Annotated in this window: 18 protein-coding genes; 9 read left to right on the top strand and 9 right to left on the bottom strand. The window is 70.7% G+C overall.

The window, feature by feature from the left end:
• The first annotated feature begins 146 nt into the window (after positions 1-146).
• The 3 genes from ACTWQR_RS45875 to ACTWQR_RS45865 all read left to right on the top strand — a co-directional run bounded on the left by ACTWQR_RS45875 (position 147) and on the right by ACTWQR_RS45865 (position 2,584).
• Positions 147-872, top strand: coding sequence for a TetR/AcrR family transcriptional regulator (locus tag ACTWQR_RS45875; RefSeq protein WP_443233260.1), 726 nt, complete (start codon positions 147-149; stop codon positions 870-872).
• A gap of 49 nt (positions 873-921) precedes the next feature.
• Entirely contained in the window at positions 922-1,260 is a 339-nt protein-coding gene (locus ACTWQR_RS45870) for a hypothetical protein (RefSeq protein WP_443233259.1), read from the top strand.
• Positions 1,261-1,366: 106 nt separating this feature from the next.
• Entirely contained in the window at positions 1,367-2,584 is a 1,218-nt protein-coding gene (locus tag ACTWQR_RS45865; RefSeq protein WP_443233258.1) for an NlpC/P60 family protein, read from the top strand.
• Positions 2,585-2,692: 108 nt separating this feature from the next.
• Here ACTWQR_RS45865 and ACTWQR_RS45860 read toward each other — a convergent pair whose 3' ends face one another.
• The 5 genes from ACTWQR_RS45860 to ACTWQR_RS45840 are packed head-to-tail and all read right to left on the bottom strand — an operon-like array spanning position 2,693 to position 8,556.
• Complete coding sequence (locus ACTWQR_RS45860; RefSeq protein WP_443233257.1) at positions 2,693-3,946, bottom strand: styrene monooxygenase/indole monooxygenase family protein; 1,254 nt, start codon at positions 3,944-3,946, stop codon at positions 2,693-2,695.
• 24 nt (positions 3,947-3,970) lie between these two features.
• Positions 3,971-4,624: a GTP-binding protein gene (locus ACTWQR_RS45855; RefSeq protein ID WP_443233256.1), complete on the bottom strand. Its 654-nt coding sequence runs from the start codon at positions 4,622-4,624 to the stop codon at positions 3,971-3,973.
• Positions 4,605-5,042 (bottom strand): DUF742 domain-containing protein, encoded by a 438-nt coding sequence (locus tag ACTWQR_RS45850; RefSeq protein WP_443233272.1) that lies wholly within the window; start codon positions 5,040-5,042, stop codon positions 4,605-4,607. The genes ACTWQR_RS45855 and ACTWQR_RS45850 overlap by 20 nt, the downstream gene beginning before the upstream one ends.
• Before the next feature lie 5 nt (positions 5,043-5,047).
• On the bottom strand, positions 5,048-5,578 hold the full coding sequence (locus ACTWQR_RS45845) for a roadblock/LC7 domain-containing protein (protein WP_443233255.1): 531 nt from the start codon (positions 5,576-5,578) through the stop codon (positions 5,048-5,050).
• Positions 5,575-8,556 carry a nitrate- and nitrite sensing domain-containing protein gene (locus ACTWQR_RS45840; RefSeq protein ID WP_443233254.1) on the bottom strand — a complete coding sequence of 994 codons (2,982 nt, stop codon included), beginning with the start codon at positions 8,554-8,556 and terminating at the stop codon, positions 5,575-5,577. Before ACTWQR_RS45840 ends, ACTWQR_RS45845 begins: the two co-directional genes overlap by 4 nt.
• A 355-nt stretch (positions 8,557-8,911) precedes the next feature.
• Between ACTWQR_RS45840 and ACTWQR_RS45835 the strand changes: the two genes are divergently transcribed.
• Positions 8,912-9,697, top strand: a complete 786-nt coding sequence (locus tag ACTWQR_RS45835; RefSeq protein WP_443233253.1) for a hypothetical protein — start codon at positions 8,912-8,914, stop codon at positions 9,695-9,697.
• A gap of 162 nt (positions 9,698-9,859) precedes the next feature.
• Here the strand turns inward: ACTWQR_RS45835 and ACTWQR_RS45830 are convergent, their stop codons facing one another.
• Positions 9,860-10,336, bottom strand: coding sequence for a MarR family winged helix-turn-helix transcriptional regulator (locus tag ACTWQR_RS45830; protein ID WP_443233271.1), 477 nt, complete (start codon positions 10,334-10,336; stop codon positions 9,860-9,862).
• A gap of 270 nt (positions 10,337-10,606) precedes the next feature.
• Positions 10,607-13,024 carry an endopeptidase La gene (gene lon / locus ACTWQR_RS45825; protein WP_443233252.1) on the bottom strand — a complete coding sequence of 806 codons (2,418 nt, stop codon included), beginning with the start codon at positions 13,022-13,024 and terminating at the stop codon, positions 10,607-10,609.
• A 239-nt stretch (positions 13,025-13,263) separates the two neighbouring features.
• Here lon and ACTWQR_RS45820 point away from each other — a divergent pair, with 239 nt between their 5' ends.
• Positions 13,264-14,187 carry a hypothetical protein gene (locus tag ACTWQR_RS45820; protein ID WP_443233251.1) on the top strand — a complete coding sequence of 308 codons (924 nt, stop codon included), beginning with the start codon at positions 13,264-13,266 and terminating at the stop codon, positions 14,185-14,187.
• Between the two features lie 178 nt (positions 14,188-14,365).
• On the opposite strand, the gene ACTWQR_RS45815 is transcribed toward ACTWQR_RS45820, so the two are convergent.
• Together ACTWQR_RS45815 and ACTWQR_RS45810 are read right to left on the bottom strand one after the other, a co-directional pair.
• Positions 14,366-17,356 (bottom strand): SpoIIE family protein phosphatase, encoded by a 2,991-nt coding sequence (locus tag ACTWQR_RS45815; protein ID WP_443233250.1) that lies wholly within the window; start codon positions 17,354-17,356, stop codon positions 14,366-14,368.
• A 173-nt stretch (positions 17,357-17,529) separates the two neighbouring features.
• Positions 17,530-18,318, bottom strand: coding sequence for a rhomboid-like protein (locus ACTWQR_RS45810; protein WP_443233249.1), 789 nt, complete (start codon positions 18,316-18,318; stop codon positions 17,530-17,532).
• A gap of 318 nt (positions 18,319-18,636) precedes the next feature.
• On the opposite strand from ACTWQR_RS45810, the gene ACTWQR_RS45805 reads away from it, so the two are divergent.
• The 4 genes from ACTWQR_RS45805 (at position 18,637) to ACTWQR_RS45790 (ending at position 25,551) form a co-directional block, all read left to right on the top strand.
• Positions 18,637-19,326 carry a spermidine synthase gene (locus tag ACTWQR_RS45805; protein ID WP_443233248.1) on the top strand — a complete coding sequence of 230 codons (690 nt, stop codon included), beginning with the start codon at positions 18,637-18,639 and terminating at the stop codon, positions 19,324-19,326.
• Positions 19,327-19,439: 113 nt separating this feature from the next.
• On the top strand, positions 19,440-20,177 hold the full coding sequence (locus ACTWQR_RS45800; protein ID WP_443233247.1) for a response regulator transcription factor: 738 nt from the start codon (positions 19,440-19,442) through the stop codon (positions 20,175-20,177).
• A 69-nt stretch (positions 20,178-20,246) separates the two neighbouring features.
• Positions 20,247-21,395 (top strand): HAMP domain-containing sensor histidine kinase, encoded by a 1,149-nt coding sequence (locus ACTWQR_RS45795; protein ID WP_443233246.1) that lies wholly within the window; start codon positions 20,247-20,249, stop codon positions 21,393-21,395.
• Positions 21,396-21,738: 343 nt separating this feature from the next.
• Positions 21,739-25,551 (top strand): multifunctional oxoglutarate decarboxylase/oxoglutarate dehydrogenase thiamine pyrophosphate-binding subunit/dihydrolipoyllysine-residue succinyltransferase subunit, encoded by a 3,813-nt coding sequence (locus tag ACTWQR_RS45790; RefSeq protein WP_443233245.1) that lies wholly within the window; start codon positions 21,739-21,741, stop codon positions 25,549-25,551.
• Positions 25,552-25,601 lie beyond the last annotated feature (50 nt).

The raw sequence follows: 25,601 nt of genomic DNA, 5'->3' as shown, positions 1-25,601 counted from the left end.
GAGGAACTGCGCGACAAGCCCCCACCCACCCGCACCATACGAACCGACCCGAGGAACGCTTTCCAGGGGCGCGGGGAACTGCGCACCCAGCTCAAGCCAACCCGCACCCACCCGCCCAACCAAAGCGGAGCGTTACGCTGCGGGACATGACCTCGGAGGCTCCCACACGCGCGTACCGGCGGCTCGGTGTCGAGGAGCGGCGGAGCCAGCTGCTCGAGGCGGCGCTGTCGCTGTTCGCGCACAGGGCGCCGGAGGAGGTCTCGCTGGACGACGTGGCGGAGGCGGCCGGCGTCTCGCGGCCGTTGGTGTACCGGTACTTCCCGGGCGGCAAGCAGCAGCTGTACGAGGCAGCCCTGCGGTCGGCCGCGGAGGAGCTGGAGAAGTGTTTCGCCGAACCGCCGGAGGGCCCGCTCACGCAGCGGCTCGCGAACGCCCTGGACCGTTATCTCGGGTTCGTGGATCAGCATGACGCCGGGTTCAGCGCACTGTTGCAGGGCGGGAGCGTCGTCGAGACGTCGCGGACCACGGCCATCGTGGACGGGGTGCGGCGGGCCGCCGCCGAGCACATCCTGAGTCATGTGGAGGTCGAGGAGCCGGGGCCCCGGCTGCGGATGACCGTCCGGATGTGGATCACGGCCGTCGAGGCCGCCTCGTTGATCTGGCTGGACGAGGAGAAGGAACCGCCGCTGGACGAGTTGCGGGACTGGCTCGTCGAGCAGTTCATGGCGTGTCTGGTGGCGACCGCGGGGCGGGACGCGCAGACCGCGGGAGTCGTACGGGCCGCGGTCGCGATGGAGGCCTCGGACGGGCCCCTGGGTGCCCTGGCCCGTCGGGTACTGCCCGTGGTGCGCGACGCGGCACACCTGCTGTGACCGGACGGCCTGTGCCGCCGGCCCGGTCCCCGTTTGTGACACTGACTGCGTGAAGAGCGAAGACACCCCCTTCGAGGGCGGTCCCCTGGACGGCCGCGTGCTGCCGATCCTGCTCGGTCCGACCGGACACCCGCCGAAGGTGTACCGGGTTCCGGTGCCGGACGCGGCGGGCGGTCCGCCGACAGTCCTGGTCTACCGCCGCGTCCAAGCGGCCACGAGCAAGCGGCTGGGCCTGCACCAGGGGTGGAAGTACGAGTACGACCCCGAAGGCAGGAGCGGCGGCAAGCTCAAGTGGCCGTGGTCCAAGCCTGACACCACTCCGGGCACCGCGCCGGGCATCAAGCCAGACACCACGCCGGACGGCAAGTCGGATGACGCCGACGAGTGACCTCGTTGGGCCGAACCGCCCACGGTCCGCGCGCGAAGTTCGCGCGGGCGTCTGATGCTCGCGGTGCGGACGAGCGGAAGGGCCGCCCCGCACCGGAGGTGATGACGTGTCAGGAAGGCTTCTGCGGTTGGTCTGTACGGCGGCGATCACGGCCGGCGCCGTACTCGCGCCCGTGCCGGCCGTCGCTGTCCCGGCCGCGGCCGCACCGACCGCGGCTGCGCCCGAGCCCGGCGAGAGCTCCGCATCCCAGCCCGGTGACAGCTCCGTACCCGAGCAGGCCGACAGTGCCGCACCCGAGCCCACCGAGCGGTCCGTCGCCGAGTTGCTGACGGACCTTCAGCGGCTGTACCGGGATGCCGAGAAGGCCACCGAGGCGTACAACGCGACCGCCGAGAAGCTGAAGCGGCAGCGGACCGAGGTCGCGAAGCTCAACCGGCGGCTCGCCGCGGCCCGGCTCTCGCTCCAGGACAGTCGTGGCGCCGCGGGGCTGCTCGCCCGGCAGCAGTACCAGGGCAGGAACGAGATCTCCTCGTACGTACGGCTGCTGCTCGCCCGGGATCCGCAGCACGCCCTCGACCAGGGCCAGGTGATCCGGCAGGTCGCGCTGGACCGGGCCGAGACGGTGGACCGGCTCGCGGGGCGTGAGAAGAGGACCGCCGAGCTGGCGCGTGAGGCTCGCCGGGCACTGGACGACCAGCTCAGTCTCGCCGAACGGCAGAAGAAGGACCGGGCCGCGGCGCGGAAGCGCCTCGGAGAGGTTGAAGAGCTGCTCGCCTCGCTCAGCGCCGGGCAGATCGCCCAGCTGGCCGAGTTGGAGAAGTCCGGGGTGGCCGAGGCGCAGAAGGAGTTCACGGCGTCGGGGGCGCTGAGCAGCTCGCGGCCGCCCTCCCGGCAGGGTGATGAGGCCTTGCGCCATGCCGTTGAGCAGATCGGGAAGCCGTACGAGTGGGGCGCCGAGGGGCCGGACGCGTACGACTGCTCGGGGCTCACGTCACAGGCCTGGGACCACGCGGGGCATCCAATCCCCCGGACCAGCCAGGAGCAGTGGGCCCAGCTCGACCGGATCCCACTGAGCGAACTGCGCCCCGGGGACCTGGTGGTCTACTTCCCCGAGGCCACGCATGTGGCGATCTATCTGGGTGACGGGATGGTGGTGCAGGCGCCACGACCGGGGGCGAAGGTCAAGGTCTCACCGATCGCGGCCAACCCGGTGTTGGGGGCCGTACGGCCGGACCCCGACGGGCAGCCCCTGCGGCGGTACACGCCGCCGAAGCTCCCCCGGGGTGCCACGGATGGCTCGGACGAGGGCTACAGCGCCCTGTGAGAGCGCCTGGCAGGGAGCGCCCCTTCAGGGGCGCGGGGCTGTATCGATATGCGGCTCCGCCGCGTGGGCGCGACCAGCACCCACCGACCCGCACCCGGGACAGAGCGCTCAGCCCCCCACTACCGACGCCAGATACGCCTCAGTCTTCTCCGGCTCATAGAAGAAGTTCTCGTAGTCCCCCGGATCGTCGAAGCCGTTGGCGAAACGGTCCGCCACAGGCGGGAGTTGACCGGCGGCACCGATGAGGTTGAGCACGTGCTCCGGCGGAGCACCAAGCATCGCGTTCGTCCACTTCGTCACGTACTGCGCCGTGTCCCAGTACCGCTCGAACGTGGCCCGCATCCACGCCTCGTCGAACGCCTTCTCGCCGTGCGACAGGATCGAGTCGAGATACGATGCCGCGCACTTCGACGCCGAGTTGGAGCCCTGACCGGTGATCGGGTCGTTCGCGACGACCACGTCGGCGACGCCGAGGACCAGACCACCACCCGGCAGCCGGCCGACCGGGTTGCGGACAGTGGGCGTGTAGCGACCGGCAAGCGTGCCGCCGGCGTCCGTCAGCTCGACCTTCGTGGCCCGCGCGTACTCCCACGGCGTGAACCGCTCCATGAGTTCCAGGGTCAGGGAGAGGTGCTCCGCCGGGTCCTTGACGCCCTTGAAGACGTCCAGCGGGCCGCCGGGTATGCCCTCCAGGAAGAGGATGTCCGCGCGGCCGGAGGTGGTGAGCGTCGGCATGACGAAGAGCTCGCCGACGCCGGGGACGAGGTTGCAGCGGACCGCCTCGTAGTCGGGGTGCTCCGGGCGCGGGCCCAGACCGTGGACGTACGCGACGGCGAGGGCGCGCTGCGGCTGCGTGTACGGGGAGCGGGAGGCGTCACGGCCGAACATCGAGACCAGCTCGCCCTTGCCCGCCGAGACGAGGACGAGGTCGTACGTACGGGCGAAGAAGTCGAGGTCGGAGACCGCCGCGCCGTGGATGACGAGCTGGCCGCCGCGCTGGGCGAACGTCTCCATCCAGCCGGCCATCTTCACGCGCTGGTCCACGGACTGCGCGTACCCGTCGAGCTTGCCCACCCAGTCGATCGCGCGCTGTGTGGGCCCCGGGTCGTGGGAGCCGGGCGCGGCCACCGAGACGCCGAGTCCTTCGATCTTCGGGGCCTGGGACTCCCAGAAGTTCAGCTGGAGATCGCGCTCGTGCTGCAGTGCCGTGTGGAACATGCACTGCGTGGACATGACGCGGCCGGTACGGATCTCGTCCGCCGTCCGGTTGGACATCAGGGTGACCTCGTACCCGTGCGACTGGAGTCCGAGGGCGAGCTGGAGACCGGACTGGCCGGCTCCGACGACGAGTATCTTCCGCATGCGGGTCCTAACTCTGCGTACGTCCTATTCGGGGCTCGCGTCGAGCGCGTGCCTCACCAGGTCGAGCAGGGTCTCGACCACCGAGATCCGGCGCCTGGCATCCATGATCATGACAGGTATGTGTCCGGGCACGGTCAAGGCCTCGCGCACATCCTCCGGCTCGAACTCGTCGCTGCCGTCGAAGTGGTTGACCGCGACGACGTACGGCAATCCGCAGCTCTCGAAGTAGTCGAGCGCCGGGAAACAGTCCGTCAGGCGCCGGGTGTCGGCGAGGACCACCGCGCCGATGGCGCCGCGCACCAGGTCGTCCCACATGAACCAGAAGCGCGGCTGCCCCGGCGTGCCGAACAGATACAGGACCAGGTCGTCGTCGAGCGTGATGCGCCCGTAGTCCATGGCCACGGTGGTGGTCAGCTTCTCGGGCGTTCCGCTGAGGTCGTCGGTGCCCTCGCTGGCCTGGGTCATCAGCGCCTCCGTCTGGAGAGGCGTTATCTCCGAGACGGCGCCCACCAGCGTGGTCTTGCCGACGCCGAAGCCGCCCGCCACCACGATCTTCGTGGCGATCGGGGCGCGCGTCCGGTCGGTCTGCCAGGCCTTCAACTCCTCGTCGGGTACGACGAGTTCGGAGAAACCAGAGCCATCGGAGACGCGGGAGGCGTCAGAGACGACGGAGTCCACTCAGCACCCTTTCCAGCAGAGCGCGGTCCGGCTGTCCCGGGCCGTGACCTGTTCCGTACACACGGATCTTTCCCTGGTCCGCCAGGTCGCTGATGAGCACCCGGACCACACCGAGCGGCATCCTCAGCAGGGCGGCGATCTCGGCCACCGTCCGCATCCGGCGGCAGAGTTCGACGATGGCCCGCATCTCCGGCATCACCCGGGTCGAGAGGGAACCATTCTCCAGCTCCCGCCGCTCCTCGGGGGCTTCGAGCGCCGCCACGAACGTCTCGACGAGCAGCACGTGGCCGAAGCGCGTACGGCCGCCGGTGAGCGAGTAGGGGCGTACGCGGGCGGCGATGGGGGTCCCCCCGCTCAAGCGAAGTCGCGAGTGGGGGAGGTCGCCGCCGCGGACCGGGAGCCGGGGCGCTCCGCTCATTTCGCTCACTTGGCGCCCCTCACCGACGTGGCCTCCGCCGAGGCCTCGGTCGACGTGGCCTCGATCGACTGGCGCAGCTCGCTGCGGACTTCCGGGGTCAGGACGTGGCCGGCGCGGCCCACGAAGAGCGCCATGTGGTACGCGACCACGCTCATGTCGGAGTCCGGGGCGCTGTGCACACCGAGCAGCGAGCCGTCGCTGATCGACATGATGAAGAGGCCGCCCTCCTCCATCGCGAGCATCGTCTGCTTGACCTCGCCGCCGTCCATCAGCTTGGCGGCGCCGATGGCGAGGCTGCCGATGCCTGACACGATGGTGGCCAGGTCAGCCGCGGAGCCTTTGGGGCCGGCGGGTTTCTCCCTGGTCTCCCTTGCCGCCTGAGCGTTCCTCCCGGGGTCGGAGGAGAGCAGCAACAGGCCGTCGGAGGAGACCACCGCGACCGACAGCAGCCCCGGCACCTCCTCGACGAGGTTCGTCAGCAGCCAGTGCAGATTGCGGGCTTCAGTGCTCAGTCCAAAGGTGGTGGGCGCGGTCAACTGCTTGCCTCCTCTACTGGGTCCCCCTTGGTGGTTTCTACGGCATCTGTGGTGGGCTTCTCCAGCTCCGACGTCTGTTCGGCGATCTCCGCTTCGACGTCGCGCCGGCCCTCGCTCGCGCCCCGGTGGAATCCGCCGAGCCTGCGGCGCAGTGCCTCGGCGTCGACGGATCCCGTACGCGGCCGCGTGGGCGGCGGGGGCGTGGAGATCCTGGGGGTCCGCTTGGGCAGACCCTTGTCGGTGACCCGCTGCGGCAAGGACTGCGTGGGCGGTGCCTGCGACACGGGCGGTTCTTGGGGCTCGTACGGCTCGTACGGCGCCTGTGGCGGAGTCGGCGCGCGTCGCTGGTCGGGGACACGCTCGTGGGTGTCGGGGCCGATGGCGTACGGGTCGGTGCCGGTCTGCGCGGGGAGCTGGACCGCGGGGGCGCCGACTCCGGGTTCGCGGGCTTCGGGTTCCCGGGTTTCCCATTCAGGGGCCCGGAATTCACCGGATTCGGAGGTCTCCTCTGCCGCCGGCGGCAGCGGGATGAGCTCCATCGTCGTCTCGGGGCCGGGGGTCTCGAACGGTTCGACAGTTCCGTATGTCTCGGTGGTCCCGCCACTCGGCGCGGTGTCCTCGCGTACGGGCTCCTCGGCCGCGTACCCCTGCCGGGCGCCGCTCGCGTCGCCCGCGTCCCGCAGTGCGTCCTCCGCGGCGGCGATCAGCGGGTCGCGGGACGAACGGGCGTACAGGACATTGGAGTTCACCTCCGCGTCCGCTCCCGGCAGGGACATCGGGGGCATGCCCTCGGTCGTCCGGGTGGTGGTCGCGGAGGGGACGGTGAGGGAGGGTGCGGCGGCGAGGAGGGACTTGGGAAGGACGACGACCGCCGTGATGCCGCCCTGCTTCTGCTCGCGCAACTGGACCCGCAGCCCGTGCCGTTGGGCCAGCCGGGCCACCACGTACAGACCCAGCCCGAGGCCGTCGCCGCTCTCCTGGTCGTACGTGTCCTCGGCGTCGAAGTCGGCGAGGCGGGCGTTGAGCTGGCCGAGCCGGTCGGCGGTCATGCCGATGCCCTCGTCCTGGACGGAGAGCATGACCTCGCCGCTCTCCAGGAGCCAGCCGGAGACCTCGACGGGGATGTCGGGCGGCGAGAACGACGAGGCGTTCTCGAGGAGTTCGGCGAGGAGGTGGCTGAGGTCGTCCGCCGCGAACCCGGCGAGGTGCGCGTGCGGCGGCAGCGCGGCGATCCGTACCCGCTCGTACCGCTCGATCTCGCTCACGGCGGCGCGTACGACGTCGACGAGCGGGACCGGGCCGGGATGCTGGTGGCCGTGCTCCGCGCCCGCGAGGACCAGCAGGTTCTCGCTGTGGCGGCGCATGACGGTGGCGAAGTGGTCGAGCCGGAAGAGCGTGGCGAGCCGGTCCGGGTCCTGCTCGCGCTCCTCGAGGCTCTCGATGACACCGAGCTGCCGCTCGACGAGGCCGAGGGTGCGCAGGGCCAGGTTGACGAAGGTGCCGTGGATGCTGCGCCGGACCTGCTCCAAGTGGGCGGTGGCCTCGGCGAGTTCGGTACGGAACCGATCGCGCTCGTCGGCCATCCGCTGGCGCTGGGTGATGAGGTGCTTGCGGTCGCCCTCCAGGCTCGTCATCCGCTCGTGCAGCGCGAGGGCGTGCGCGTGCAGCGCGTTGACGGAGCGTACGACCTGGGCGAACTCGTCGTTGCGGCCGGTGAACCTGACCGGTTCGTCCCTGGCCGGTTCGGCGGCGAGACGGGCCGAGCCGAGTCGGAGGACGGCCAGCGGGCGGGTCAGCGTACGGGCCATGGCCGTGGAGATGCCGACGGCGAGCAGCATCAGGGCGCCGAGGAGCGCGACCTGGATCTCCAGGTCGGTGACGTCGTCGTCGCGCAGCTGGGCCAGTTCCTTGGCCCGTTGGGTGTTGAGGGAGGCCTCGACGCCGCGCATCAGCTCGACGCGGGCGGAGAGCGCCGCGTCCAGTTTCTTGGTGCTGGTGCCGAGTTCGGAGGCGGAGAGGGTGGGCTGGTCGGCGAGGTTCGTGAGGTACTTCTCTGCGGTGGTGACGTCGGGGCCGGTCACCGTGGAGTCGTACGAGTCGTCGTCGGCCTTCGGCGCGGTGTTCTGGAAGTCGGCGAGGGCCGCCTGCTCGCGGACGTTGGCCTGCTGCGCGGCGGCGGTGAGCGCGTTGCGCTGCCTGGTCTCGGCCCCGGACGACGGAGTGGTCGTCGTCAGTCCGGTGATCGGGTCCGTGGTCGTCCGGCTCGTGCGGGGCACGTTCAGGGCCGCGAGGAGCAGGCCGCGGGCGGCGGCCGCCTGCTGGACGGCGGTGTCGAGGTCGGCGAGGGCGTGCGCGCCGGAGCCCGCGCGGGGCGGGATCCGCTCGGCCAGCTCCTCGGCGAGATCGTGGAGTTCGGTGAGGACGGCGGAGTACGCCTGATGCGCTTCGAGAGCGGTGCTCTTCCCGGTGAGCGCCGCTCTGCGCACGGTGGCGATGCTGTCGAGGGACTTGCGGAACGCCGCGGGAGCCTCTGCCTCGACGGCTTCCGCGCGGAGCTCCTCGACCTGCCGGTCGACGCGGGCGCTGCGCCGCTCCGAGGGGCCCTCGCCGTCGGGTCGGCCGGCCGCGAGGTAGGAGGTGACCTCGTCGCGTTCGTCGGCCAGTGAGTGGGCGAGGGCCAACGCGTCCTGGGTGCGCTCGGCGAGCGTCACCAGGTTCTGGGAGTCGTTCAGGTCACCGGAGGCGGCGATCACGGACGGTGCGCCGGCTCCGGCGATCGCGGCGGCCACGACGGCGACGGCGACGATCAAACGGCTGCGTACGTGAGCGGGGCGGCCGCGGCCCGCGGGGTCCGGGGTGTCCTGTGCGGAGGGAGTGTCCTGTGCGGCCGGTGAGTTCGGTGTGCGCCCGGAGGCCCCACCCGAGGCCGACTGCCTGCCCTTGCGCCGAGGCCGCATCATCTGCACCGATGCTCGCATTCTTGACTCGTTCCCCATAGGCCCGGGTGACGATCCGTCAACTCACGTGTCGTCCCGGTACGGCTCCCGACCCTCCCAGCGCCGGTGGGTAGTGGTCGTGCATCGCCTGACCCGCCACACGAAGGAGTGAACATCGGTTGGGAGTGGCCCGGCAAGTTCCTGTGGCGCGTGCGACACCCTTGCGCGGCGGGCCGGTTGGACGTCCACCGCGACCGGTGGCAAGATGCGCCGCCACGCTTCCCCGGAGTCGGTGATTCCACCCCAAAACAGGCGCCTGACCTGCTGGTCCCGCTCAATTGGGCGGCCATTGCCAGCCTCTGACTCGGCTTGTGAAGGGCTCGTGCAGACTGGCCGGATGCGCACGGAACTGATCTCGGTACCCGGGGACCCTGCCCGCCCGGACGAGGACTACGCATCGGTCGGACTTCCGGCCTCCGGACAGGGCGGTTCACTCGTCGTCCTGGACGGTGTGACGCCCCCGGCGACCGATGCCGGCTGTCTGCATTCCGTCCCCTGGTTCACGGCCCGACTGGGCGGTGCACTGGGTGAACTGTCCGTTTCACGAAGAGATTTGACACTCACCGAGGTACTGAGGCACGCCATCGCGCGTACGGCTCACGCACATCAGGCCACCTGTGACCTTTCTCACCCACGCACCCCACAGGCAACTGTTGTCACGGCCCGCTGGTCGCCGGAGTCCGTCGAGTACCTGGTCCTGTCGGACTCGGCCCTCCTCGTGGAATCTCCCGCCGGAGTGGTCACCCCCCTCCTCGACGACCGCCTCACCCGTGTCCCCCGCGCCTCCCTGGCCACGCATGCCCTCACCGACGCGACCCTCCGCAACAAGGAGGGCGGTTTCTTCACGGCGGCGGCGGATCCCTCGGTGGCGGAGCGGGCGGTGACGGGGGTGCTGCCGCGCACCGACGTCCGGGCCCTGGCCGCGCTGACGGACGGGGCGACCCGCTGGGTGGAGAAGTTCCGGGAGGGCGACTGGACGGACTGCTTCACGCTCGTCCGCAAGGAGGGCGGCCAGGCGCTGATCGACCGCGTACGGGCGCTGGAAGTCGCGGACACGGAGCGGGTGTTCCTGGGCCGGAGCAAGCGGCACGACGACGCGACGGTGGTGTACGTGGAGCTGTGAGCGGATGAGGGCTCCCCCTCAGGGCGCGGGAATCTGCAGCCCCGTAAGGGACGCTGGGAACTGTAGCCCCGTAAGGGGCGCGGGGAACTGCGCGACCAGCCCCCACAACCCGCAGACAACGAACCGCCCTCCAAGCGGGAGAGCCGTCGCGGAACGACCCGCTCAGCCCTCGACACCCCGGTTCAGCCGATGCAGCAGTCGTGCCAGCTCGGCGACCTCCTTACGGTCCCAGTTGGCGAGCTCCCGTACGTACCGCGCCCGCCGCGCCCCCCGCACCCTCCGGAACCGCACCCGCCCCTCCTCCGTGAGGTGGACGAGCCAGGCGCGGCCATCCGCCGGGTCGGGCTCGCGGGCGACGAGGCCGAGCTCTTCCAGGGCCCGGAGCTGGCGGGACATCGTGGCCTTGCCGACGCCGATGTAGGCGGCGAGTTCCGTGGCGCGCTGGCGCCCGCACTCCTCCAGGCGTACGAGGAGGCCGTACGCGGAGGACTCCAGGTCGGGGTGGACTTCGCGGACCATCTCGCCGGAGGAGGCACGGGCGCGCCGCAGGAGGACCGTCAACTCACGTTCCAGGGCCAGGAATTCCTGGTCCACACCGCCCTGGTCCACACCGCCCTGAACCATATCGTCGTGGTCCATACCACTCTCGGGCGTGCCGGATTTCGTCCCGTGTTCCTCGCCGTTTCCGCCCTCGTGCACGTCAGCACCCATGATCCGGTTTCTCGATCCTGAAAGTTTCCGCCAAAACCACCGTCGCCGCAGTGGGCCCAGTATTTCGCAGGAATAGACCAGCGGCAGACTCTGGGCTCGGCATCGGGGCCGGGGCCGTGCCGCCCGGAGCATGCGCGCGGCCCGGATCTCCGGTGATCACCGGAGATCCGGGCCGTTTTCAGCAACCGGTGGCACCCGTCACGCCGCCACCGGAACCTCCGGGCTCGCGCCGTTCGTCGCCGGGGACAGCGCCAGCTCCAGCACCTGCCGGACGTCCGTGACCGCGTGGACGTCGAGCTTCTCGAGGACCTCGGCCGGGACGTCGTCCAGGTCGGGCTCGTTGCGCTTCGGGATGATGACCGTGGTGACTCCGGCCCGGTGCGCGGCCAACAGCTTCTGCTTGACGCCACCGATCGGCAACACCCGTCCGGTGAGGGAGACTTCACCGGTCATCGCCACGTCCGTACGGACCAGGCGGCCGCTCAGCAGCGACGCCAGTGCCGTCGTCATCGTGACGCCCGCGCTCGGGCCGTCCTTCGGGACCGCGCCCGCCGGGAAGTGGATGTGCACACCCCGGTCCTTCAGGTCGCCCACCGGCAGCTCCAGTTCGGCGCCGCGGCTGCGCAGGAAGGAGAGCGCGATCTGTGCCGACTCCTTCATGACGTCGCCGAGCTGGCCCGTGAGGGTCAGACCCGCCGCGCCCGTCTCCGGATCGGCCAGCGACGCCTCGACGAAGAGCACGTCGCCGCCCGCACCGGTCACCGCGAGCCCGGTCGCGACACCCGGGACGGCCGTGCGGCGCTCGGCCGGGTCCTGGGCCGACTCGGGCACGTGGTGCGGCCGCCCGATGAGCCCGCGCAGATCCTCGTCCGTGACGGTGAACGGCAGTTCCCGCTCGCCGAGTTCGTGCTGGGCCGCGACCTTGCGGAGCAGTCGGGCGATACCCCGCTCCAGGTTTCGTACGCCCGCCTCCCGCGTGTACTCACCGGCGAGCTTGCGCAACGCGCTCTCGGCCAGGGTGACTTCGGCCTTTTCGAGACCCGCCCGCTCCAGCTGTCGCGGCAGCAGGTGGTCCCGCGCGATGACGACCTTCTCGTCCTCGGTGTAGCCGTCGAGCCGCACCAGCTCCATGCGGTCGAGCAGCGCCTCGGGGATGGCTTCGAGCACGTTCGCCGTCGCGAGGAAGACGACGTCGCTCAGGTCGAGTTCGACCTCCAGGTAGTGGTCCCGGAAGGTGTGGTTCTGGGCCGGGTCGAGGACTTCGAGGAGGGCCGCCGCGGGGTCGCCGCGGAAGTCGGAGCCCACCTTGTCGATCTCGTCGAGCAGCACGACCGGGTTCATGGACCCGGCCTCCTTGATGGCGCGGACGATACGGCCGGGCAGCGCGCCGACGTACGTACGCCGGTGGCCGCGGATCTCCGCCTCGTCCCGTACGCCGCCGAGGGCGACCCGGACGAACTTCCGTCCCATGGCGTGCGCGACCGACTCACCGAGACTCGTCTTGCCGACGCCGGGAGGGCCGACGAGCGCCAGCACGGCACCGCCGCGCCGCCCGCCCACGACACCCAGGCCCCGGTCGGAACGCCGCTTGCGCACCGCCAGGTACTCGGTGATCCGCTCCTTCACGTCCTCGAGACCGGCGTGCTCGGCGTCGAGGACGGTCTTCGCGCCCTGGATGTCGTACTCGTCCTCGGTGCGTTCGTTCCACGGCAGTTCGAGCACGGTGTCGAGCCAGGTCCGGATCCAGGAGCCCTCGGGCGACTGGTCGCTCGACCGCTCCAGCTTCTCGACCTCCTTGAGCGCGGCCTCGCGCACCTTCTCGGGGAGATCAGCGGCTTCCACCCGGGTCCGGTAGTCGTCGGACTCCTCACCCTCGGCCTCGCCGTTCAGCTCGCGCAGCTCCTTGCGCACGGCCTCCAGCTGCCGCCGCAGCAGGAACTCACGCTGCTGCTTGTCCACGCCTTCCTGTACGTCCTTGGCGATGGACTCGGCGACGTCCTGCTCGGCGAGGTGCTCACGCAGTTGCTCGGTGGCGAGCTTCAGCCGGGCGACCGGGTCGGCGGTCTCCAGCAGCTCGATCTTGTGGGCGGTCGTCAGGAACGGCGAGTACCCGGAGTTGTCGGCGAGCGCGGAGACGTCGTCGATCTGCTGGACGCGGTCCACGACCTGCCAGGCGCCGCGCTTCTTCAGCCAGTTGGTGGCCAGCGCCTTGTACTCCTTGACCAGCTCGGTCACGGAGCCGGGCACCGGGTCCGGCAGGGTCTCCTCGACCGCGAGGCCCTCCACCCAAAGAGCGGCCCCGGGGCCGGTCGTGCCGGCGCCGATACGCACCCGGCTGCGACCGCGGATCAGGGCACCGGGGTCGCCGTCGGCGAGGCGTCCCACCTGCTCGACCGTGCCGAGCACCCCCGTGTTCGCGTACGTCCCGTCGATCCGTGGAACAAGCAGGACCTTCGGCTTGCTACCCCCACTGGAACGGGCGGCTGCCTGTGCGGCCTCCACCGCCGCTCGTACGTCGGCGTCGTTCAGGTCCAGAGGCACCACCATTCCGGGCAGCACGACTTCGTCGTCGAGCGGCAGCACGGGCAGGGTGAGCGGTGCGGACGTCAAAGCCATGATCTTCCTCTCGACAAACAACTTGAGCTATGCCGACTCAATGCATGTGAGCCTCTGATTGTTCCCCAAGCTGCGTTCGCTGTCAGCGATCAGCTTCCGCGAGAGGCTCGGACGGCGCTCGGGCGGCGCTCCGGCGGCATCAGCAGGCGTGCGGCGGAGACGAATGAACGCATCGCCCGGCCGGGGCGTCACAGGTGCAGCGTCGGATACGGGTTCCGCCGTCTGCCTCGGAGGGCGTCATGCGAACTGTCCACCCGGTCGAAGCGGCCAAGCAGGTCGTCATACTCGGTCTGTTCGCCGCCGGAGCCTTCGGAGCCGCCGGATGCGGCAACGAAAGCGTGTCCAGCGGCGGCGGCGACCACTACACGGGACGTGCCGAGGACCGCGTTCGCCAGGTCGCCGATGCCTGGGAGGGCTCGGAGGCCGCCCGGTTGTGGCGCGAGGGCTACTTCCCGATGGGCGACTCGGTTCAGTTGCCCGACGGGGCCTTTCGCAACGAAGCCGACAAGCGCGCGTACGCGACCCAGAACTTCGAGCTGCGCGGCTCGCTTCCCGCCGAGCCGCAGCCGAAGGGGCAGGTCCGCTGGCGGAGCGGTGACTCGCTCGCCGTCCCGGTCACCTCGGCGCGGGCGGCGTACGAGAAGCTCGCGCGGGGCGGGAACGACGGTCCTCGTCTCACCGTGACCGGTGCCCGGCTCGGCGACATGACCCTGTTGACCAACCGGGGTACGGCGACGGTCCCCGCCTGGCACTTCACCGTCAAGGAGTACGACACTCCGCTCAAGCGTGTCGCGGTCACCCCCTCGAAACTCCCCCGGCCCCCGGTCAAGCCCCTGTCGCGGGCCGAGTCCGGGGACGCGCTGTCGTCGCTCGCCGGGCTGGTCACGATAGCGAAGGACGGCCGGAGCCTCACTGTGCTCGCCGAGCACGGATCCTGCGACGACGGCCCCGCCGTCGACGTGCTGGAGGGCGGGGACAACGTGGTGTTCGCCGCCTCGATCCGCGGCGGCTCCGGCGGTGTCTGCACGTCGGAGCTGCGCCTCGAGAAGGTGACGGTGAAGCTGGCCCGCCCGGTCGGCGACCGCATGCTCCTCGACGCGTTCACGGGTCGGCCCGTGCCCTACGAGGGTCCTGCGGGTTCCTTGTCGCCGACCTGGAGTTGACGACGTGGAGTTGCGACGCGGGTTTGACGACGTGGAGCACTCCGGCGTCGTGCGCCCCTCGGGGGCCGTCGGCGGGAAAGCAGCGCTCCCGGCTCACGCTCGCCGCGACCCTGGCCCCCGAACTACTTGTTGCGACGTGGGGTTGACCTCGTCCGGCCGACCGGCACGTCACGTCACGTCACGTCGGCAGGGTCTGCTCGGTCCAGATGATCTTCCCGGCGCTGGTGTAGCGGGTTCCCCAGCGCTCCGTCAGCTGCGCGACGAGGAAGAGGCCGCGACCGCCCTCGTCCTCGGTCCTGGCCCGCCGCAGCCGCGGTGAGGTGCTGCTGCCGTCGGAGACCTCGCAGATCAGTGCCCGGTCGCGGAGCAGCCTGAGTTCGACGGGTCCTGTCGCGTGCCGGATGGCGTTGGTGACCAGTTCGCTGGCGACCAGTTCGGTGGTGAAGGACAGCTCGTCCAGGTCCCACTCGGCCAGTTGCCGGGTGACCGAGGAACGGGCGCGCGTGACGACCGCCGGGTCGCTGGGCAGCTCCCACTCCGCGACCTGTTCGGGGCCCAGGGCGCGGGTGCGGGCGACGAGCAGGGCGATGTCGTCCCTCGGGCGGGCCGAGCGGGCCGGGAGCAGCGCGTCGAGCACCGCTTCGCAGGTCTCCTCCGGCGGGCGGCCGACCGAGGCGAGGACGTCGCGGAGCCTTTCGAGCCCGTCGTCGATGTCGTGGAGCCGGTCCTCGATCAGACCGTCGGTGTAGAGCACCAGTTGGCTGCCCTCCGGGATCTCCATCTCGACGGTTTCGAAGGGCATGCCGCCGACGCCGAGGGGTGGTCCCGAGGGCACGTCGACGAACTCCACGGTGCCGTCGGGGCGGACGACCGCGGGCTGCGGGTGGCCGGCGCGGGTGAAGCTGCAGCGCCTGGACGCCGGGTCGTAGACCACGTACAGGCAGGTGGCGCCGACGACCCCGGCGTCGAGGTCGGTGTCGTCGTCCCCCGCCCAGCCCTCGCCCCGGTCGAGACGCCCGACCAGGTCGTCGAGGTGGGTGAGGAGGTCGTCGGGGGGCAGGTCGAGGGAGCAGAAGTTGTGGACGGCGGTACGCAGTCGGCCCATCGTGGCCGCGGCGTGCAGTCCGTGGCCGACCACGTCGCCGACCACCAGCGCCACCCGGGCGCCAGACAGCGGGACGACGTCGAACCAGTCGCCGCCCACACCCGCGTGCGCGGGCAGATAGCGGTACGCGACGTCGACGGCGTTCTGCTCGGGCCGGCCGCGGGGCAGCAGGCTGCGCTGCAGGGCCAGGGCGGTGTTGTGCTCGCGGGTGAACAGGCGGGCGTTGTCGATGCAGATCGCCGCGCGGCCGGCCAGTTCCTGGGCCAGGGACAGGTCGTCGTCCTCGAAGGGGACGGGTTTCCCTGAGCGGTAGAAGCTCACCACGCCGAGGGTCACGCCGCGGGCCCGCAGCGGCACCGCGATCAGCGAGTGGATGCCTGCCGCGAGGGCCCTCTCGGCGCCCGCCGGATCCTGGGCGATCCAGCCGCCCGCGTCGGCGAGGACCGGTTCGAGTACGGGCCGCCGGCTCTCCAGGCAGCGGGCCTGCGGTGTGGACGGGATGTACTGGACGGGGTCCCCGACTCCGTCCAGGGGCGGCCCCTCCCGAACGGTGCCCAGCGCGATCCGGCGCAGGGCGGTGTCGGCGCCGACCGACCGCGGCTCGTCGCCGCGCAGAACGGAGTCCGGCACGTCCACGACGGCGAAGTCCGCGAACCGGGGTACCGACACCTCGGTCAGTTCCTCGGCGGTGCGGGTCACGTCCAGGGCGGTGCCGATACGGAGGCCGGCATCGTGCAGCAGTTCCAGTCGTCGGCGGGCCAGCACCGCGAGTTCCCCGACACCGCGCTCGCCGACGAGCAGCCAGCCGTCGGCGCCGCCGCGCTCGGCCTCGCCGTCGGCCCCGTCCGCCCACGGTTCCGCGGCGGGGACGGCCTCGGCCGGGGACACGGGCAGGAGGACGGTGGCGCTCAGCTCGGCGGCGACACCCACCGCGGCCGCGTCACCGTTGACGGCCGCGGCGGGCGCGCCGGCTCGGGACACCGCACGCTCCGTGGAGGCACTCCCCGTCGGGAGCGCGGGCTGTGCCGGCAACATGGCCTGCGTGGCCGCCGCCATTACCTGCGCGGCCGCCATCGCCTGAGTGACAGTCTCGGCCTGCGCGGCCACCACGGTCTGCGCGGCCGACACGGTCTGCGCGAGGTGGTGCAACCGCGGACCGCCGAGGATGCGGGCCTCGACGACCACGCCCGCCTCCCCCGCGGCGCTCGTGACCGAACGGCGCAGCAGCGTGGCCACGCGGCCACCGGACAGCGTCACTTCGTCGAGCGTCCGGTGCGAGGAGGCGATGAGTTCCTCTGCCTTGTCCCGCAGGAGGGCCCGGTCGATACGGTCGATGCCCTGGCCGGTGCCTCCGTTGCCGGGCCCGGCATGCGGCTGCCGTCCCGTGGCCAGACTCGTGCTGTGGGCCCGCCGGTAGGCGGCGAGCAGCGCCCGCTCCCGTTTCGTGGCCTGCTCCAGCAGCCGCTTCTCGATGTCGGCGACGGCCTCGCGGACCAGGTTCAGCATGGCGGGGTCGGCGTCGCGGCGCAGGCAGGTGAGGTCGAGGATGCCCTCGATGCGCCCGCTGAAGGGATCCCGTACGGGTGCGCCGGCGCAGGCGAACGGCTGCATGCAGTCGGCGAAGTGCTCGCGGCCGAGGACGAGACAGGGGCGTCGCTCGGCCAGCGCGGTGCCGATGCCGTTGGTGCCGGCGATCTGCTCGGCGAAGCCGAATCCGGGGGCGAACTGCACCGAGTCGAGACGCGCGTTCAGCGCCGGGTCCGTGCCGCCCCGCTGGATCACTCGCGCTTTCGCGTCGGCGAGCACTACGGTCACGTTCGCATCGGAGAGCGCCGAGGTCAGGCGGTCGAACACCGGGCCGGCCGCGGTGAGGAACCGGTCTTCCAGGCCCAGGTCCTCCACGTACGGGATCAGGAGCCGGTTCGGCTCGAGTCCCACCGACCGGCATCGCTTCCACGAGTCGAGGATCGAGTCCCTGACGTCCGCCTCGACCCGGGCCCCGGAAAGAAAACGCTCGTGGGCACCGACGAGTCCGCCGATGTCGTCCCATGATGCGACGGGCATGCGAACCACTTCCTACCCCTGAAGTCGATCCCCGTCGCGCGCCGACCTCCGGCTCGTCGGGTGGGAGCTTCTTCAAGTGATTTCACGCTAACACTCCGGCGCACATCATGACGAAAGTCATAAGAATTGCCGCCCCGTCCGGTATCCTTCGCGCCTCCGGGCCGCCGCCAGTGCTACGGGGCCGTGGTGCCCTGAGCTGTCTCCCGCGCCTGTCGCCACCGGCGCACCAGCGGCCACGTCGCCACCCCGATCGCCAGGGCCAGCAGGTGGCCCCAGTTCGTCATCGGATCCGTGAAGGCGATCAGGCCGTCCACGAGCATCCAGGCGAAGGCGCTGAGCAGGGTCCGGCGCAGCCACGGGGTGAGGAGACCGGCGAGCGCGCCGACGCAGGCGGCCACGCCGAAGCTGATGCCGTAGTCGTAGCGGTGGAGGGAGCTTTCGGGGAGGTGGCCGACGAGGACCGAGAGGCCGACGGGGATCTCGGTGGCCAGCGTCGCGAGGACGTGACCCAACAGGAAGACAGCGGCCGTGTGCCGGCCTCCGATGCGCCGTTCCAGCGCCGTGAGGATGAGCAGGAAGGCGATCATGTACGCCGACGTGATCCCGCCCGCGATCCACAGCGCGCCGGCGACCAGCACATGGACCGGCGACTGCGCGAGGTGCGCGACATCCGTACTGGACCCCTGAAGCACCCGGTCCACCAGATCCGGGTCGGCGTACTCGGTGAAGAGGGAGGTCACGGTCAGGACGACGGCGTACCCGAGTGTGAAGGGGGTTCCGGTGGGAGTGGGGAGGAGCCGCCAGGGTCCGGCGCGGCGCCGGACGGCGTCAGGGCCGAGCGGGGCAGGTGGGCCGGGCTGGCCGGGCTGGCCGGGCGCGGAGCTCTCGGCGGTGACGTGCGGGTCCTCGACCGCGCCGCTGCCCGGGAATGCCGTCGAGCCCGCGAGCGACGCCGGGCTCACGTTCGACGCAGCCCGCGGGTACGGCGTCGGCCTCGGGTACAGCGCCGGCCTCGGGTACGGCGTCGGCCTCGCCGACGGCTGTCGCTCCGGAGGCGCCGGACTCGCACCCGGCGGTCGCTCCGGAGGCGGCGCCCGTCGGATCGGCCGCGTGTGCCGCTCGCCTCACGCAGGGCTTCACCGTGCGGGGCTCCTTCCGTCCACCCCACCCCCACTCGCCACGACCGGCCTGTCTGTGACCGGCACCACGCCGGAGCCGGTCACAGCGACCTCCGCGCAAATTCGGCTGCCCCTCCTGGGGGAACTTGCCAGGATGGGCCAATGACCACCTCATACGACACTTCTTACGGCGCCCCAGTAGTCATCCACCGCCGCGAGGGACCGTACGGCGAGGTCGTGCTGCGTCGCCACGGCGAGTTACTGCAGATCATCGCCAACGGCTGTTTCCTGATGGACACTTCCGACGGCCGCTCGGAGCGGCTGCTGGTCGACGCCGCGCTCGGCGCGCTGGACGAGCGCTCCGGGCCGGACGTCCTGATCGGCGGCCTCGGCGTCGGATTCTCGCTCGCACACGCGGCCGCGGATCCCCGGTGGGGCCGTATCGCGGTGGTCGAGCGGGAACGGGCCATCATCGACTGGCACTTGGCCGGGCCGCTCGCCGAGTTCTCGTCGGAGGCACTCGCGGACGCGCGGACGGAGATCCTGGAAGCCGACCTGGTGGCGTACGTCAATGAGACATCCGACACGTACGACGCACTGTGCCTGGACATCGACAACGGGCCCGAATGGACCGTGACGGAAGGCAACGGCGGCCTGTACTCGCGGGCCGGACTCGCCGCGTGCGCAAGGGTGTTGAGGCCTGGCGGGGTACTGGCGGTGTGGTCGGCGCAACCATCGCCTGATTTCGCGAAAACCTTGCGGAATGCCGGGTTCCAACGGGTGCGTACCGAAGAGATCCGGGTTGCCCGGGGCGTTCCGGACGTCGTGCATCTCGGGGTCAGGCCTGGATAGCCGAGCGGCGGTCACTGCCCGTACCCTGCTGACCTGACGCGGATCATTCAAGCGTCAAGCGCAGTCATGGAATCACCCCACTGGTTCCGGAAAGCACACTTCAGGGGCGGGCGATGGAGCAGACACACACCTCCCACAACGGCGCGGCGGCCACGCCGGGCGCACAGCGCCGAGTGCTGGTGGTAGAGGACGATCCGACGATCGTGGACGCCATCGCCGCCCGGTTGCGCGCCGAGGGTTTCCTCGTGCAGACGGCCGGAGACGGTCCCGCCGCCGTCGACACGGCCGAGGCCTGGCAGCCCGATCTGCTGATCCTCGACATCATGCTGCCGGGCTTCGACGGCCTGGAGGTCTGCCGCCGGGTGCAGGCGGCGCGTCCGGTGCCGGTGATGATGCTCACCGCGCGCGACGACGAGACGGACATGCTGGTCGGGCTCGGCGTCGGCGCCGACGACTACATGACGAAGCCGTTCTCGATGCGCGAGCTGGCCGCCCGGGTGCACGTGCTGCTGCGCCGGGTGGAGCGGGCCGCGCTGGCCGCGTCCACCCCCCGCTCCGGCATCCTGCGCCTGGGCGAACTGGAGATCGACCACGCGCAGCGCCGCGTACGGGTGCGCAGCGAGGACGTCCATCTGACGCCCACCGAGTTCGACCTGCTGGTCTGCCTGGCGAACACGCCGCGCGCGGTGCTCTCGCGCGAGCAGCTGCTCGCCGAGGTGTGGGACTGGGCCGACGCGTCCGGCACCCGGACCGTGGACAGCCACATCAAGGCACTGCGCCGCAAGATCGGCGCCGAGCGCATCCGTACGGTGCACGGCGTCGGCTATGCGCTGGAGACCCCGACTCCGTAGGGCTGTTGAGCTCCCGGGAGTCCTGAGGGCCGTTTAGAGTCGGACACCCTGGCTGAGGGGGTACATGCGATGAGCGGTCTGGACGCGCCGCGCAAGGGCGCGAGTTCGGGCCCGGGCCCGGGTGCCGGCCCGGGTGCGGGCTCCTGGGGAGACGTGCGCCCCTTCTCGATCAAGACGAAGCTCGGCACGCTGGTCGTCGTCTCGGTCTTCATCACCACCGGTCTGATGATGATGGCCGTGCGCACCGAGACCGAGCTGCGCTTCATCACGGTCTTCTCGATGATCGCGACGCTGCTGATCACACAGTTCGTGGCGCACTCGCTGACCGCCCCGCTGGACGAGATGAACACCGTGGCCCGGTCCATCTCGCACGGCGACTACACGCGCCGGGTCAGGGGCGCCGACCGCCGCGACGAGCTGGGCGACCTCGCCCAGACCATCAACCGCATGGCCGACGACCTGGAGGCCGAGGACCGCCAGCGCAAGGAGCTGGTGGCGAACGTCTCGCACGAGCTGCGCACCCCCATCGCGGGCCTGCGCGCGGTCCTGGAGAACGTCGTGGACGGAGTCTCCGCCGCCGACCCCGAGACCATGCGTACGGCCCTGAAGCAGACGGAGCGCCTCGGCCGCCTCGTGGAGACACTGCTCGACCTGTCGCGCCTGGACAACGGCGTCGTACCGCTGCGCAAGCGCCGCTTCGAGGTGTGGCCGTACCTGTCCGGCGTACTGAAGGAGGCCAACATGCTGTCCTCCGCGCGCGCGGGCATGGCCTCGGGCTCCGGCAGCCACACACGTACGGACGTCCATCTGCACCTCGACGTGTCGCCGCCCGAGCTGACCGCGCACGCGGACCCGGAGCGGATCCACCAGGTCGTCGCCAACCTCATCGACAACGCGGTCAAGCACAGCCCGCCGCACGGCCGCGTCACGGTGAAGGCCAGGCGCGGCGACTTCCCCGAGTCCCTGGACCTGGAGGTCCTGGACGAGGGACCGGGCATTCCGCCGTCGGAGTGGCACCGGGTCTTCGAGCGGTTCAACCGCGGCGGGGTCGTCGCGCCGCACGGCCCGGGCAGCGACGGCGGTACGGGACTGGGGCTCGCGATCGCCCGCTGGGCGGTCGACCTGCACGGCGGCCGGATCGGTGTGGCCGAATCCAAGAAGGGCTGCCGGATCCAGGTCACTCTTCCGGGAGCGCCCTCGCTTGACAGGTTGACGTAGGGTTCAAAAACAGAGCCCAAGATCCATGAACCGAGAGCCCAAGATCCACGTGTGATCGGGCAGCAGGACACGTGTCATCGTACGGAGGTCCGGCCTTCCGGGTCGCTTTCCGGGACCGTAACCCTGGGTGCGCCTTGGCTCAGTGCTGGGCGAGTCCTGGGTCCGCGTAACCTTTCCGCATCGGAACCTCGCTTGTTTCCCGCCATTTCCAGCACCGAAACACGCTTTTCGATGTGACTTACGCGACGATGGCCATGCCCGGCCTGACCTTCGCGGTCCGGGGGGCGTAGCCTTTATTCCCGCTGTCCATCACCTTGTGAAGCGGAAGAGGGCGGTTGCCGCCGTGTCGCCACAGTCCCCCAGTAACTCGAGCATCTCGACCGAGGACCAAGCCGGGAAGAACCCCGCGGCTGCGTTCGGTCCGAACGAGTGGCTCGTCGATGAGATCTATCAGCAGTACCTCCAGGATCCGAACTCGGTAGACCGAGCCTGGTGGGACTTCTTCGCCGACTACAAGCCGGGTGGCGTCGCCGCCGCGGCTCCGGCCGTTCCCGCGGCCGCGGGAACCGCCGCCCCGTCAACGGTGCAGCCTCCGGCCGCGCCTGCCGCACCCGCGGCTCCGGCTCAGGCCGCTCCGGCCCCGGCAGCCCCGGCCCAGGCGGCTCCGGCCGCCCCCGCGGCGCCGAAGCCCGCCGCTGCCGCTCCGGCGCCTGCCGCCGCTCCGGCGAAGCCCGCCGCGGCCAAGCCGGCCGCCGCACCGAAGGCCGCTCCGGCGGCCGGGGCCCCGGCCGGTCCGGAGTACGTGACGCTGCGCGGCCCCGCCGCCGCGGTCGCGAAGAACATGAACGCCTCCGTCGAGGTCCCCACGGCCACGTCCGTGCGCGCGGTCCCGGTGAAGCTGCTCTTCGACAACCGCATCGTCATCAACAACCACCTGAAGCGTGCCCGGGGCGGGAAGATCTCCTTCACCCACCTCATCGGCTACGCGATGGTGCAGGCCATCAAGGCCATGCCGTCGATGAACTACTCCTTCACGGAGAAGGACGGCAAGCCGACCCTGGTCAAGCCGGAGCACATCAACTTCGGTCTCGCCATCGACCTCGTGAAGCCCAACGGTGACCGCCAGCTGGTCGTCGCGGGCATCAAGAGGGCCGAGACGCTGAACTTCTTCGAGTTCTGGCAGGCATACGAGGACATCGTCCGCCGCGCCCGTGACGGCAAGCTGACGATGGACGACTTCTCCGGTGTGACGGTCTCCCTGACCAACCCCGGTGGCCTCGGTACGGTCCACTCGGTGCCGCGTCTGATGCCCGGCCAGTCGGTCATCATGGGCGTCGGCTCGATGGACTACCCGGCGGAGTTCCAGGGCACGTCCCAGGACACCCTGAACAAGCTCGGCATCGCGAAGGTCATGACGCTCACGTCGACCTACGACCACCGGGTCATCCAGGGCGCCGCCTCGGGCGAGTTCCTGCGGGTCGTCGCGAACTACCTCCTCGGTGAGAACGGCTTCTACGACGAGATCTTCGAGGCGCTGCGCATCCCCTACGAGCCGGTCCGCTGGCTCAAGGACATCGACGCCTCGCACGACGACGACGTCACCAAGGCCGCGCGCGTCTTCGAGCTGATCCACTCCTACCGGGTCCGCGGCCACGTCATGGCCGACACCGACCCGCTGGAGTACCGCCAGCGCAAGCACCCCGACCTGGACATCACCGAGCACGGCCTCACGCTCTGGGACCTGGAGCGCGAGTTCGCGGTCGGCGGCTTCGCCGGCAAGTCGATGATGAAGCTGCGCGACATCCTCGGCGTGCTGCGCGACTCGTACTGCCGCACCACAGGCATCGAGTTCATGCACATCCAGGACCCGAAGCAGCGCCAGTGGATCCAGGACCGCATCGAGCGCCCGCACAGCAAGCCGGAGCGCGAGGAGCAGCTGCGCATCCTGCGCCGCCTCAACGCTGCGGAGGCCTTCGAGACCTTCCTGCAGACGAAGTACGTCGGCCAGAAGCGGTTCTCCCTGGAGGGCGGCGAGTCCGTCATCCCGCTGCTCGACGCGGTCATCGACTCGGCGGCGGAATCCCGTCTCGACGAGGTCGTCATCGGCATGGCCCACCGCGGCCGGCTGAACGTCCTCGCCAACATCGTCGGCAAGTCGTACGCGCAGATCTTCCGCGAGTTCGAGGGCAACCTCGACCCGAAGTCGATGCACGGCTCCGGCGACGTCAAGTACCACCTGGGCGCCGAGGGCACCTTCACGGGTCTCGACGGCGAGCAGATCAAGGTCTCGCTGGCCGCCAACCCCTCCCACCTGGAGGCGGTCGACCCGGTCCTGGAGGGTGTCGCCCGCGCCAAGCAGGACATCATCGGCAAGGGCGGTACGGACTTCACGGTCCTGCCGCTGGCGCTGCACGGTGACGCGGCCTTCGCGGGCCAGGGCGTGGTCGCGGAGACCCTGAACATGTCGCAGCTGCGCGGCTACCGCACCGGCGGCACGGTCCACATCGTCATCAACAACCAGGTCGGCTTCACCGCCGCCCCGGAGTCGGCCCGCTCCTCCATGTACGCCACGGACGTGGCCCGCATGATCGAGGCGCCGATCTTCCACGTGAACGGCGACGACCCCGAGGCCGTCGTCCGCGTCGCGCGCCTGGCCTTCGAGTTCCGCCAGGCGTTCAACAAGGACGTCGTCATCGACCTGATCTGCTACCGCCGCCGCGGTCACAACGAGTCGGACAACCCGGCGTTCACGCAGCCGCTGATGTACGACCTGATCGACAAGAAGCGCTCGGTGCGCAAGCTCTACACCGAGTCGCTGATCGGCCGGGGCGACATCACCCTGGAAGAGGCCGAGCAGGCGCTGCAGGACTACCAGGGCCAGCTGGAGAAGGTCTTCACGGAGGTCCGCGAGGCGACGTCCGCGCCGGCCGAGGCTCATGTCCCGGACACGAAGCCCGAGTTCCCGGTGGCGGTCACCACGGCGGTCTCCCAGGAGGTCGTCAAGCGGATCGCCGAGTCCCAGGTCAACATCCCCGAGCGCGTCACCGTCCACCCGCGTCTGCTGCCCCAGCTGCAGCGCCGCGCGTCGATGGTCGAGGACGGCACGATCGACTGGGGCATGGGCGAGACCATCGCCATCGGCTCCCTGCTCCTGGAGGGCACCCCGGTGCGCCTCTCGGGCCAGGACTCCCGCCGAGGCACGTTCGGCCAGCGCCACGCGGTGCTGATCGACCGGGAGACGGGCGCGGACTACACCCCGCTCCAGTACCTCTCGGACGAGCAGGCGCGCTACAACGTCTACGACTCGCTCCTCTCCGAGTACGCGGCGATGGGCTTCGAGTACGGCTACTCGCTGGCCCGTCCCGAGTCCCTCGTGCTGTGGGAGGCGCAGTTCGGCGACTTCGTCAACGGCGCCCAGACGGTGGTGGACGAGTTCATCTCGTCGGCGGAGCAGAAGTGGGGCCAGACGTCCGGCGTCACCCTCCTCCTGCCGCACGGCTACGAGGGCCAGGGCCCGGACCACTCGTCCGCCCGCCCGGAGCGCTTCCTCCAGATGTGCGCGCAGAACAACATGACGGTCGCGATGCCGACGCTCCCGTCGAACTACTTCCACCTCCTGCGGTGGCAGGTGCACAACCCGCACCACAAGCCGCTGGTGGTCTTCACCCCGAAGTCGATGCTCCGCCTCAAGGCGGCCGCGTCGAAGGCGGAGGAGTTCACCACGGGCGGCTTCCGCCCGGTCATCGGCGACGCCTCCGTCGACCCGGCGGCCGTCCGCAAGGTCGTCTTCACGGCCGGCAAGGTCTACTACGATCTCGACGCGGAGCGCCAGAAGCGCGGCGCGACGGACACGGCGATCATCCGCCTCGAGCGGCTGTACCCGATCCCGGGTGCCGAGGTCCAGGCGGAGATCGCCAAGTACCCGAACGCCGAGAAGTACCTCTGGGCCCAGGAAGAGCCGGCGAACCAGGGCGCCTGGCCGTTCATCGCGCTCAACCTGATCGACCACCTCGACCTCGCGGTCGGAGCGGACGTTCCGCACGGCGAGCGCCTGCGCCGGATCTCGCGTCCGCACGGGTCGTCTCCGGCGGTGGGGTCGGCCAAGCGGCATCAGGCTGAGCAGGAGCAGTTGGTTCGGGAGGTGTTCGAGGCGTAGGCCTCGGCGTACGACGCCCGCGGGGCCCGGCACCGAGTCTTTCTCGGGGC

The sequence above is a fragment of the Streptomyces sp. 2A115 genome, from assembly GCF_052245575.1.
In the GTDB taxonomy this organism is placed as follows: Bacteria; Actinomycetota; Actinomycetes; order Streptomycetales; family Streptomycetaceae; genus Streptomyces.
Note: the sequence above shows the minus strand (reverse complement) of the source record. Positions and strands in the feature narration are given on the sequence as shown.

What these genes read in the sequence shown, in the direction of transcription:
- ACTWQR_RS45875 (WP_443233260.1), top strand. Translation starts at nt 147, where the DNA reads ATGACCTCGGAGGCTCCCACACGCGCGTACCGGCGGCTCGGTGTCGAG.
- ACTWQR_RS45860 (WP_443233257.1), bottom strand. Translation starts at nt 3,946, where the DNA reads ATGCGGAAGATACTCGTCGTCGGAGCCGGCCAGTCCGGTCTCCAGCTC.
- ACTWQR_RS45850 (WP_443233272.1), bottom strand. Translation starts at nt 5,042, where the DNA reads ATGAGCGGAGCGCCCCGGCTCCCGGTCCGCGGCGGCGACCTCCCCCAC.
- ACTWQR_RS45840 (WP_443233254.1), bottom strand. Translation starts at nt 8,556, where the DNA reads ATGCGAGCATCGGTGCAGATGATGCGGCCTCGGCGCAAGGGCAGGCAG.
- ACTWQR_RS45835 (WP_443233253.1), top strand. Translation starts at nt 8,912, where the DNA reads ATGCGCACGGAACTGATCTCGGTACCCGGGGACCCTGCCCGCCCGGAC.
- ACTWQR_RS45830 (WP_443233271.1), bottom strand. Translation starts at nt 10,336, where the DNA reads ATGGACCACGACGATATGGTTCAGGGCGGTGTGGACCAGGGCGGTGTG.
- lon (WP_443233252.1), bottom strand. Translation starts at nt 13,024, where the DNA reads ATGGCTTTGACGTCCGCACCGCTCACCCTGCCCGTGCTGCCGCTCGAC.
- ACTWQR_RS45820 (WP_443233251.1), top strand. Translation starts at nt 13,264, where the DNA reads ATGCGAACTGTCCACCCGGTCGAAGCGGCCAAGCAGGTCGTCATACTC.
- ACTWQR_RS45815 (WP_443233250.1), bottom strand. Translation starts at nt 17,356, where the DNA reads ATGCCCGTCGCATCATGGGACGACATCGGCGGACTCGTCGGTGCCCAC.
- ACTWQR_RS45805 (WP_443233248.1), top strand. Translation starts at nt 18,637, where the DNA reads ATGACCACCTCATACGACACTTCTTACGGCGCCCCAGTAGTCATCCAC.
- ACTWQR_RS45800 (WP_443233247.1), top strand. Translation starts at nt 19,440, where the DNA reads ATGGAGCAGACACACACCTCCCACAACGGCGCGGCGGCCACGCCGGGC.
- ACTWQR_RS45795 (WP_443233246.1), top strand. Translation starts at nt 20,247, where the DNA reads ATGAGCGGTCTGGACGCGCCGCGCAAGGGCGCGAGTTCGGGCCCGGGC.